Source organism: Vibrio sp. 1288 (assembly GCF_033344475.1).
Window position 1 is genome coordinate 1 of record NZ_JAWPOX010000066.1, and the last position, 10503, is coordinate 10503.

The 10503-nt window shown below is 42.2% G+C and carries 10 protein-coding genes and 1 pseudogene; 3 read left to right on the forward strand and 8 right to left on the reverse strand.

Features of this window, described 5'->3' with window-relative positions; all coding sequences use genetic code 11:
- Positions 1-60: 60 nt before the first annotated feature.
- Positions 61-822 (reverse strand): annotated as a pseudogene (locus tag R8O11_RS24265) (retention module-containing protein); the annotation flags it as partial.
- Between the two features lie 861 nt (positions 823-1683).
- Here R8O11_RS24265 and R8O11_RS24270 point away from each other — a divergent pair.
- A complete protein-coding gene (locus R8O11_RS24270; protein WP_005376619.1) occupies positions 1684-1935 on the forward strand; it encodes a YgjV family protein in 252 nt (83 codons plus the stop codon).
- 88 nt (positions 1936-2023) lie between these two features.
- Here the strand turns inward: R8O11_RS24270 and R8O11_RS24275 are convergent, their stop codons facing one another.
- Both R8O11_RS24275 and R8O11_RS24280 read right to left on the reverse strand, forming a co-directional pair.
- Positions 2024-2305 carry a DUF2218 domain-containing protein gene (locus tag R8O11_RS24275; RefSeq protein ID WP_005376622.1) on the reverse strand — a complete coding sequence of 94 codons (282 nt, stop codon included), beginning with the start codon at positions 2303-2305 and terminating at the stop codon, positions 2024-2026.
- Between the two features lie 41 nt (positions 2306-2346).
- The gene (locus tag R8O11_RS24280; protein WP_005382608.1) at positions 2347-4353 is read right to left on the reverse strand and encodes a TonB-dependent siderophore receptor; all 2007 of its coding nucleotides are present in this window, start codon (positions 4351-4353) and stop codon (positions 2347-2349) included.
- A 116-nt stretch (positions 4354-4469) separates the two neighbouring features.
- On the opposite strand from R8O11_RS24280, the gene R8O11_RS24285 reads away from it, so the two are divergent.
- Positions 4470-5438: a helix-turn-helix domain-containing protein gene (locus R8O11_RS24285; protein ID WP_005382609.1), complete on the forward strand. Its 969-nt coding sequence runs from the start codon at positions 4470-4472 to the stop codon at positions 5436-5438.
- A gap of 87 nt (positions 5439-5525) precedes the next feature.
- A complete protein-coding gene (gene cueR, locus R8O11_RS24290; RefSeq protein ID WP_005376627.1) occupies positions 5526-5912 on the forward strand; it encodes a Cu(I)-responsive transcriptional regulator in 387 nt (128 codons plus the stop codon).
- Between the two features lie 42 nt (positions 5913-5954).
- Here the strand turns inward: cueR and vctC are convergent, their stop codons facing one another.
- The 5 genes from vctC to R8O11_RS24315 form a co-directional block, all read right to left on the reverse strand.
- Positions 5955-6710: an iron chelate ABC transporter ATP-binding protein VctC gene (vctC, locus tag R8O11_RS24295; RefSeq protein ID WP_017635379.1), complete on the reverse strand. Its 756-nt coding sequence runs from the start codon at positions 6708-6710 to the stop codon at positions 5955-5957.
- A gap of 2 nt (positions 6711-6712) precedes the next feature.
- On the reverse strand, positions 6713-7663 hold the full coding sequence (gene vctG, locus R8O11_RS24300) for an iron chelate uptake ABC transporter permease subunit VctG (protein ID WP_005376631.1): 951 nt from the start codon (positions 7661-7663) through the stop codon (positions 6713-6715).
- Positions 7656-8591 (reverse strand): iron chelate uptake ABC transporter permease subunit VctD, encoded by a 936-nt coding sequence (gene vctD / locus R8O11_RS24305; protein WP_017820306.1) that lies wholly within the window; start codon positions 8589-8591, stop codon positions 7656-7658. Before vctD ends, vctG begins: the two co-directional genes overlap by 8 nt.
- A 22-nt stretch (positions 8592-8613) precedes the next feature.
- Complete coding sequence (locus tag R8O11_RS24310) at positions 8614-9522, reverse strand: siderophore ABC transporter substrate-binding protein (RefSeq protein WP_065275234.1); 909 nt, start codon at positions 9520-9522, stop codon at positions 8614-8616.
- Between the two features lie 163 nt (positions 9523-9685).
- Positions 9686-10366 carry a Crp/Fnr family transcriptional regulator gene (locus R8O11_RS24315; protein ID WP_005382613.1) on the reverse strand — a complete coding sequence of 227 codons (681 nt, stop codon included), beginning with the start codon at positions 10364-10366 and terminating at the stop codon, positions 9686-9688.
- Positions 10367-10503: the final 137 nt, after the last annotated feature.

Sequence of the window (10503 nt, forward strand, 5' to 3'; positions counted from 1 at the left end):
TCTCCGTATGAAATGGTGAATTTATCATCTCAGAACTAACGGCTGAGTGATAGGGAGGAAGTCCATTCCATACGCTACTGGCTGACCACCAGAGGTAATGTCACTGTTTAACTCGGTTAACAAAGACTCTAATGAGGACGTTTCAGGCACAAATGAAGCAGTATCAAGTGCGAGATCCCCTGCTTCAACCAGCACACTAGAAGAAATGGTTTGCGGGTAGCTAGATAGAGAAATTGAGCCTTCTGTTACGCTAGATTGCAGTGACTGCCCACCATCAGCAAAGATCGTGACATTCAAACCGTCATCTTCGTCGCGATCATCTTCTCCGCTGCGAGTCGCAGACGTTTCAAAAAAAGTAGACGCGAGTACTTCCGGGTTATTATATTCAACCGTCACGTAGCCAGCATTAGCCGAGCCTTCAGCACCTACGCCAGCAGCTGTTGCTTCTAAGATAGCGGTAGGGTCAGCTCCGTCTAAAATAGCTTGCTGGATAGCGGCAATATCGTTGGCGTCGAAGTCAGCACTTCCAATAGCCGTTGGGTCAAAAGTCACCAAGCCATTAACTGGAGATTGTACCAATACTGGTTCTAACGGTTCAGAAGAAGGCACAGGAAGACAAGCAACACAATTTGCATCGACCAGATAAAGCTCATTATTTATCTGTACGTCGAGAGAAGCATTATTTTCTGTGATAATAATCTCGCCAGGTCTTAACTCATCCCCCGCTTTTATGACCTTAACGTTTCCATCCAGGCCCAAAACCAAAACTTCACCTTTGACAGCATTTACAATCGCGCTCTGCGGTACCGTGTGCGTACTCATCTGACCTCCGCTAATGGCTTACGTTTCCCATTAACCTTTTTAGATAATTTCTTATTAATTTAGTGCGGCATACTGCACACCTTTATGCGATTAAACTAAGTATTGAATCATTAAACAATCGATAAATACCCTACTACCGAGCAACATAAGTAAAACTTACTCGTAGTCACAGAAATGTGACACACGTGCTGACGCGTAGATATCGAATAATTATATGAAATTGATACCTTATTCTAATTAAGTGTAGTTGTTTTAAGAAAAGAAGAAAGATGAAATCATTCAGCTAAACGCCAGACTGCCGGTTGCGATCAATGATGGAAGAAAAGCAATGAGAATGTTGTATACACCGGAGCGTGATGACAGCTTAATCAATATCGGTGACGAAAAAAACGTAACGATTAAATATTGAACAACATAAATTGCAGGACAAAATGCAACGATAAAAATGTGGCTTACGATATGAATCCCCGCACACCACGAGTTCGGTTTTGTTCTGATATACAACAAAAAAAACACGACCAAGCTAATAATAAAATACATAAACACAGCACTTGAAAATAATTATCATTTTCAATCATATGTAAATATTCCCTTACTTTCAATGGTGTTTGAGCTATTAATGTCATCGTTATTATCAATCAACACAATAAGTAAAATTATCAGTAATTCCAGTCCTAAACGTTTGCGTAATCGCTAACCTTCTCTTAACCTTGATTTGAGGCTTTTATCACGGTTTTTCCATTGATATAGTGCGTCCATACAACAAAAAAAGACCATTCGAGGCATGGAGCTTCCTCATTAATCTCAAGATGAGAAGAATTGGTACCGACAAAATTCGGCAGATTTTAAGAGGGTCAAAAAATGGACATGAATATGGTTGAGATTTTAGGTTATGCAGCTTCAATCATGGTCGCTATTTCGCTAACTATGAAAGATATTGTTAAGCTTCGTATCCTTAACTTTATTGGTTGTGCGCTATTTACCGCTTACGGACTAATGATTGATTCTTGGCCTGTAGTACTAACTAACGGTTTTATAGCTTGCGTTAACATCTACTTCCTAGCAAAAATGCAGCAGGAAAAAAAAAGCCTAGAGCCTGAGAAAGCGCAATAGCATTCAAACAATAAAAGCCCGCAAATCATAAGATTGCGGGCTTTTGCTTTTAACATTCCCTTTCTATCACAGCATCCTTAAACGAGCGCTAACGAACCCAGCTAAGTGCTAATGTTTCTCGACGAGAAAACATGTCCACATGCGATGAAATGATCGCCTTAACCGTATTCAGTTTCTCTTCTGAATCCGCCTCACAGGTTATAGTTAGGCTAGATGCACAAAGGTTAAACTCCGCTTTTCCCGTCGGAAATGTCACCAAACCGCTATTTTCATTCCAAGTAGCAGGAACCTTTCGTCCAAAATGCCGACAAAGCGTCACTAAGTATTTGTCAGCGTGTTCACTATCTATTCGGGTGCTTTCTTTAATCATGAACTTACTCGTTACTTTGAAACGTCCTATGAAGAACCTTGTTAGAATTGATAAGCTGCAGAGAGCTTGAAGTTGCGACCCGGCTCGTAGTCATCAAGCGTGAAGCCACGTGCAGTACCCGAACGAGACGCATGAGAGCTGTACAACTCGTCAAATACATTATCAATACCAAAGGTCACCGACAGTCCATCAATATCAGACGGCACCCATTGAGCGTATAGATTATGCACATCATAACTTGCTTTCTTTGGCTGACCATCAAAGACGTTGTCTTCCTCTAGAACAAACATTGAGTTCCACCCGAAGATCGTTTCTAAAGCGTCTGACTGGTAATCCAAAGTTAGAGCAATGCTATCACCCATATCAATGCTACGCCCATTGCCCCCAGCAACAGGACCACCAGTATTCTTGTTTTTGGTGTCCGACTTAGAGTAAGAAAGTTTGCTGTTAAACTTGTCGTAACCATAAGAAGCACTTGCCTCAAAGCCTTTAATCTCAACATCACCTAAGTTATAAATCAGGTAAGTTTGAGTCGCGTTTTGGTACTGGTCTGCAATGTAATCATCAATTTCCGTTTGGAATACCGTAATATTCGCCCCAAAGAAATGCTTATCAAAGGTTTTATCAAAACGAACACCACCCTGCGTGTTCAATCCCGTTTCTGGCTTTAGCCCATCCTCTAAAAATGCAACGTCTTGGTAAGCAATAAAGGTTTCCATTAGCTCTGGACCTTTAAATAGAGAACGTGCACTCGCAAACAACGTCCAATCTTGAGTCACCGCCCACTCTGCAGCTAGAGCCCAAGTCACATCATCATAATTACTGGTTCCTGTCTCAGCTTTGCGTTTGTAATCATCAAAGCGCATACCTGCGGTAATAAAGAAGGCATCAGAGAAGAAGAACTGATCTTCTACAAACAGTGCGGTTGAAATCGCCGATTCGTCCATAAACTTACGACTACCGTAGTAACTCGAAGACGTTTTATCCATGTAGTCGAAGCCATAAGTGACTCGATTATCAAACTCACCTAACATAACATCTGACTGGAATTTTCCATTCAAACCAAAGTTTTGGTTTTTGGCGGTGTTCTTTGATAAACGGTTCGAGGGCCAACGAGGGGCCATCACCGTTTCGTCACGTTTAATTTCTGTCTCGGTATTATAAAGAGTGACGTTTCCTTGGTGTTGTTCGCCTCGCAACTCGTAACTCAAAGTAACGGTATCGCGGTCATAATCCGTAGGGATAAGTAACTTGCTCGACAGGCTATTATTTGCACTACCAGACATATCAGGACGCGGACTGTAATCTCCACTGTCTCGGTACATGTCATAAGAGAGCTCAAAACGATGGATGTCATTTAGTTCATACCCCAGCTTAGCCAGAATGTTGTAAACATCACCTGCAGCACCATAGGTTTTATTGCCATCACCATCTTCAAAATCATCACGCGTAACGTAATGGCCATAGACCATCGCATCAATGTTTTCGGACAAAAGTCCGTACAGTGTCAACGAACCTTGTTGGTTGTCGTTGGATGCATAGCCGCCATAAACACGCGCACCAAACTTTTCATCGTAACGAAGTAAGTCACGAGCGTCTTTCGTTTCAAAGTAGACCGAACCGCCTAACCCGTTTTGAGTCACAGAGTTATTACCTACCTGAATGTCCGCAGATTTGAGAATGTCAGGGTTCAACGTCAAGTTACCAATATGATGGAACATGCTCGCATGCTGAGAAGCACCGTCAAGACGAATGTCCAAATCGGTTTCGCTCAAACCACGAATCGTAATACGTTGATTCACAGAGTGTGTGCCACCAACATCCACACCGGGAATATCGCGCAGTAAATCAGACATATGATCCGCTTGCTTCAGTGACATGTCGTCCGCAAACATCGACTCAGTGTTGCTGGAAACTTTCGTTCCCCATACAACGACCTCTTCAAAATGTGACTCAGTATCTTGAGCTAAAACAGGGGTTGATAGCGCCATTCCCACTGCAAGGCAAAGGCTTGAAAGCTTGATAGGTGAACAAGCAGGGCTTTCCATAACTTAATTCCTAAATATTAATGATAATAATTCTCAGGTATAATAAGCATGAGTTTTATAAATACAAAGGCGATTCGGTTATGCGAAATCGCACAAGTGTTATGAGGAAGTGTCAAATGCAGGAAGTCACAACAAAACGAACTAAAATTGCCAAGATAGCTTTAACCCAAAGACTAGAGGCGACAGAGAAACAATGGATTGTCACGCAAGGCCAACCTTGTCAAACTCAACTGGCCGAAGGTAAGTTCCTATCATATCAGTACAATGATCAAATTTTTGTTCATGGCGGGCGTTGTCTAGAACTTATTGATTCGAATATTGTTTCTACTGCACACGCCTCACTGCTGGTCACTATTCTTTTAGAAGGTAGACTCTCGTTTGGCTACGACGATTTGCAATTTGATTTAGACGCGAGCGACGGCCCTAAGGGTGTAGTGGTGAACTTACTCAAACCTGCAAATTTTCGTCGTTCACTGCTCAAAGATAACCTCATTAATAAGATCAACATATTGGTTAAGCCCCAATGGCTAGAGGCCCGCCTTGAGCAAAATTGTAGTCATCGAGCCTTTTTTAACTCTCATCAGGCGTTTCAACAGTTGGAGCCTAACCAGACGCTATGCGAGCTGGCCGAAACGTTAACAAATAGAGAAACACCGCAAGAGTTCCAAGAAAAGCTAGAGGTCGAAAGCTTGATCTATCAAATATTACATCAAGCCACCAAGCAAATTCCTAAGAATTTCAGTGCTAAAAACAGCAGTATTGAACGACACATTGATGGTCGAATTGAGGATATTGTCAGCTATATTGAAACTCACCTTGATCAAGAACTACGCTTGGAAAAGTTGGCGAGCCAATTCTCAATGAGTGTTTCAAACCTACAGCGTCGATTTAAACAATCACTTAATATGACCATAAACGGCTACATTCGTTTTCGACGTCTTGAGATTGCTAGGCAACATTTGGAACGTGGCCTAGTGACGATAACAGAAGCCGCCTATGAAGCCGGATACCACCACCCTTCTAACTTCACTTATGCCTTTAAAAAGGCATTTGGTGTGCCACCACATGAAGTGATTAAAGAGTAAGGAGACTCTAGGTAACTGACTGTTATTTAGGAGTGTCTTATCCACAACATCGGTATATACTCGCCTTAAACGTTATGGAGGTTAAACATGAATATTGGTGCCGTCGCGAAGCTCACTGGGCTTTCATCTAAGTCGATTCGATTATATGAAGACAAAGGGATCATATCTCCACCAGCGCGTAGCGACTCTGGCTATCGCGAATATTCAGATAATCATATTCAAGAGCTTAACTTGGTATCACGCGCAAAAAGCGCAGGCTTTTCGTTGCAAGAATGCAAAGAGTTCGTACAACTTGCTCATAACCCCAACCGCAAAAGTAGCGAAGTAAAAGCAAGAACCATGGACAAACTGAGAGAGGTTGAAGAAAAAATTGCACACCTCATGGAGATCAAAACGCAACTTGAAGGTTGGGTTTCTTCTTGTCCTGGAGATGCAGAGAGCCGATGCCCAATCATAGACGAGCTCACCAAGTAAACCCGCCTATCTATTGATCTCGTTAAAAACGAACTAGCTCGCTTAATGATAGGTACACATGCGCTTACCGTTTAACTCTATGATGTTAAATGGCGTTTCGTAGATGTCCTCTAGCGTAGACGCTTGAATAACCTCTTCAACCGCACCACTCGCCACAACCTTGCCTTTCTTAAGCGCCAATATGACATCTGAGTAACACGCCGCGAAATTAATATCATGAATCACGACCACCATGGCTTTATTCATGTCATGGGCTAACTGCTGCACAACTTTCATGATCTGAAGAGAGTGTTTGATATCTAAGTTATTAAGAGGCTCATCAAGAAAGACATAATCTGTATCTTGTGCAATCACCATAGCAATAAATGCAAGCTGTCGCTGACCACCACTTAATTCATCCAAGTATTTGTCTTGAATATCTTGCAAATCTAAGTAGTCGATTGCTTGTTCTATGACCTCATGATCTTCTTTAGTCAGATTTCCTTTAGAGTATGGGAAACGACCAAAAGAGACTAACTCTTTTACGGTAAACCGCATTGTAATCGAGTTAGCTTGGCGAAGTACTGCCAGTTTTTTCGCTAGCTCTTTTGTGTCCCATTCCGCGATTTCCTTGCAATCAATGATAACACTACCGCCATCTCGCTCCGTTAAGCGCGAGGCCATAGATAACAGCGTGCTCTTTCCCGCGCCATTTGGACCGATAATCGATGTTACCTTGCCCTTTTCAAACTGAGTATTGGCCTCGTCTACGACTTTGTTTGAACCGAAAGCCTTCGTTAATTTATCTATTACTATCATATTTATACAACTTTGTTTTTCAGCAGCAGGTATAAGAAATACGCACCGCCGATAAAGTTAATTACGACACTCAACGTCGTCTCAAAACTAAACACGTTTTCGATTATCCATTGCCCAGCAAGTAGTGAACTTATGGATAGAAACGAACATCCGACCAATAGCGTTTTATGTTGGTAACTTCGGAACATTTCTCGGCTTAAGTTGGTCACTAGTAAACCAAAGAACATGATTGGCCCTACCAAAGCCGTAGAAATAGCAATCAAAACCGCCGAGATAATAAACACATTTCTTGTCACTTTAGGTACATCAACACCCAAGCTTTTCGCATTGTCTTGGTCGAGCCAAAACACATCTAAAGTGCGATGCATCCTAAACAACAACCAACATGCAAACATCAAAGCCGGAGCACTAAAGTAAACCAAGTTCACTTTGACATTATTGAAACTGGCGTACAGTTTCGACTGAACAATTGCATATGTGTTTGGGTCCATCAGCAAAGAAAAGAATGACGCCGCATTGGAAAATAGCTGACCAAAGATCAAGCCGACCAATAGCAACGTAATCAGGTTCTTGCTTCCTTTTGAAAAGTAAAACCCAAACAGCAGTAGCGAAAACGACACCATTACAATTACTGCAATCGCGAAATTGACGTACAAGTTAAGAACTAAGGTACTCAACCCACCAAAAATCAACACGATCAAAATTTGGGTTAACACATACAGCGCATCAAAACCCATGATACTTGGCGTTAAAATTCGGTTGTGCGTAATGGTTTGAAATACAAGTGAAGACTGAGCAATGGCCACACCCGCTAGCACTATCGCCAATACTTTAGGAACTCTACGAGACAAAAAATATTGGTAGTTGTCAGCCGTTAGCCCAATACCAATAAACAGACACGCGAAAAGAATCGCAATGCCACCTAGCAGCAGGATTTTCGTTGAATCACGCATGTTGCTTACCTCGCAACAACATAGCGATGAATACCACGCCACCCAATATGCTGATCACGATAGAGATTGGCATTTCATGAGGGAAAATAATTAAACGACTCACCAAGTCGCAACACAACACTAAAATCGCCCCATACATGGCCGTAAGCGGAATGTTCTTTTTGAGATTATCGCCATAAAAGTGACTCACGAGATTCGGCACAATCAGCCCTAAGAATGGCAACTGGCCAACAATCATCACGACACTTGCTGACATGATGGACACCAATAGCACGCCAATCGTCACAACCTGCTGATAATTCAAACCCAAGTTAATCGCGAAATCTTTTCCGATACCTACGGCAGAGATCCTTGCGGCAAAAAGATAGCTGAGTATAACCATTGGTACCGCGATGTACAGCAGTTCAAAATCACCACGCAAGATGTTAGCGAAGTTTGCGACTGTCCAAGCATTCAGACTTTGAAGTGCATCATATTTGTAAGCGATAAACGTAGTCATGGATTGGATGACATTGCCGAAAATAATCCCGACAAGCGGCACAAAAACCACGCTCTTAAATTGAATGCGCTGAATAAAGAAAACAAACGCCAGCGTCCCAAATACCGAGATGCCGAACACGAGCCAAAGGTGATTATCATTACCAAAGAAAACCACGCTCAGTACGTAGCCCAACATGGCACATTCGATCGTACCAGTTGTAGAAGGTGCAGCAAATCGGTTCTGGCTGATTTGCTGCATGACAAGACCCGCAATACTCAAGCCAGCACCAGCAAGCAATATGGCAAATAAACGTGGTATACGGCTGGTAAAGAAAAGTTCTAATGCTTTCTCATCACCTGAAAAGAGTTGTTGGGGCGTCATGTTTGCCACCCCAACAAATAACGAAACCGTGCTTAAAACCACAAGGGTTAGCAATAACTTCTTCAAAGTTAACCTCTGCTATCTTGGATTACAGTTCAACGGTTTGCTTTATCTCACTGACCATTTTTTCTGTTGCTGTCACACCAGACATCGACAAGTACCACGCGTCCACATCTAAATAGGTGATTTTATGATTTTTATATGCCGCAGTCGCTTTGACTAAGTCGTTATCCATGGATTTACGAATATCGTTATCCGGCGTACCTGTCAGAGAATTTCGGTCAACCACGAGGATATTTTTCGGGTTAGCTTCACGAATAAACTCATAAGAAATGACATCTCCGTGAGTGCCCGTTTTCACGTGCTCAACCGTTTCCAAGAAGCCAAAGTCGTTATAAATGACGCCAAATCGCGACTGGGCACCAAACGCGCTGATGTTGTCACCCATGCTTAAAATCGTTAATGCATCATTTTTGTTCGATTGGTTGTAGTCGCGGATTGCTTTGAATTGAGTATCTAACGCTTCAATTTTCTGCTCTACTTTTTCTTCGATATTGAAGATCTTACCAATATTGCGCCATTGCGCTTGCGTGCCTTCCCAATAGCCTTGGTTTTCTTTCGCCGCGAAAACAACTGTAGGGGCAATTTCACTCAGCTCTTCATATTTCGCAGACGCTCGCGGACCAACCAAAATCAAATCCGGTTTTTGCATGTAGATGGTTTCAAAATCAGGTTCAAACAAACTACCCGCAGAGGTGTAGTTATCTTTGCTGTATTTTGAAAGGTAACTAGGAAGATTAGACGAGTTAGATACTGCAACAGGATCGATACCAAAGTTGTCCAGCGCATCTAGCGGGCCAAAGCCAATCACAACCACACGCTCTGGGGATTGTTCTAGCTCTGTTTGACCCATGTAGTGGTCAATCACAACTTTAGCAGCGAAAGAAGGAGAAACAGTAAATAACGACAGCATAGCCGCACCGACGAATTTTTTCATTTTGTTAATCCTTAATGAGATCTATTATCATACGCGTTCGCAATATAACGCTACTCTTTAATGCATTCAACAAAATTTAAGGTACTTTACATTAGTTACGTTTACTCAAGACTTAGATATATCAAAGACTTATAAAACCCATCAGTTCCAATACCTGGGCGTATCATTCATGCGCTTCAATAAACGCTTTGAGTGCCAGCTCATCAATAATCTCCAAACCGTTGTCCGTTTTTGTAATCAATCCCTTTTCAATCAAGTCCTTAACTGCACGTCGATAGACTCGGCCTGAGGTACCAAACCGCTCAGCCTCTTGGTTCACTTTATCAAAACCACCAAGCAGCTTATCCGTCTGATTACGGACGAGAAGATCATAGGCAATGTTGTAAGTAATGGGATGCAACAAACGATTAGTGTAGATATCCATGGAGTCTTGATAATCCTCAGCCAATGCTGAAGCGAAGAACACCATCATTTGGGGATGATTTTGCAGTGCTTCGGTTAGTTTTTGGATACAGATAACATCAACCTGCATATGTTCATCTGCTATCACATTCCATTGACAAGGAGTCTGAGTGAAGAACTCCATTTCACCATAAATATGATAGTCGCAGTTAGCTTCCCCTAATTGAAAACGTCGTCCATTTGCGGCCAATATGTTCATCGAGACTCGACCTACTGGCACAACATACAAGTACTGAAGTTGCTCACCTTGGCGGAGAATTGCTTCCCCAGCATCAAAGTAACGCGAATTTATTTGGCATTGATAAATCAAATCGCGAAAGGTGGCACTCTTTTCTTCAAGGTATGTTTTGAAGCGACCAGTCGGATAAGGGCTGATTTTCATTTTCTGCTCTCTCAGAAAAAGTTACGGACAACTATTTAAGGTGGATTGTACCCCGTAACTCCAAGTAAATTACCACCTTCTAAAGAAGGTGGCTTTGTGTGAGCCCCCTAAAAGGGGGCCTTTGTTTAGTCCAGCGC

Excerpts from the sequence above, each read along its gene's own strand:
- vctG (WP_005376631.1), bottom strand. The coding sequence starts at position 7,663 with ATGCGTGATTCAACGAAAATCCTGCTGCTAGGTGGCATTGCGATTCTT.
- vctC (WP_017635379.1), bottom strand. The coding sequence starts at position 6,710 with ATGATAGTAATAGATAAATTAACGAAGGCTTTCGGTTCAAACAAAGTC.
- cueR (WP_005376627.1), top strand. The coding sequence starts at position 5,526 with ATGAATATTGGTGCCGTCGCGAAGCTCACTGGGCTTTCATCTAAGTCG.
- R8O11_RS24285 (WP_005382609.1), top strand. The coding sequence starts at position 4,470 with ATGCAGGAAGTCACAACAAAACGAACTAAAATTGCCAAGATAGCTTTA.
- R8O11_RS24275 (WP_005376622.1), bottom strand. The coding sequence starts at position 2,305 with ATGATTAAAGAAAGCACCCGAATAGATAGTGAACACGCTGACAAATAC.
- R8O11_RS24310 (WP_065275234.1), bottom strand. The coding sequence starts at position 9,522 with ATGAAAAAATTCGTCGGTGCGGCTATGCTGTCGTTATTTACTGTTTCT.
- R8O11_RS24270 (WP_005376619.1), top strand. The coding sequence starts at position 1,684 with ATGGACATGAATATGGTTGAGATTTTAGGTTATGCAGCTTCAATCATG.
- R8O11_RS24280 (WP_005382608.1), bottom strand. The coding sequence starts at position 4,353 with ATGGAAAGCCCTGCTTGTTCACCTATCAAGCTTTCAAGCCTTTGCCTT.
- R8O11_RS24315 (WP_005382613.1), bottom strand. The coding sequence starts at position 10,366 with ATGAAAATCAGCCCTTATCCGACTGGTCGCTTCAAAACATACCTTGAA.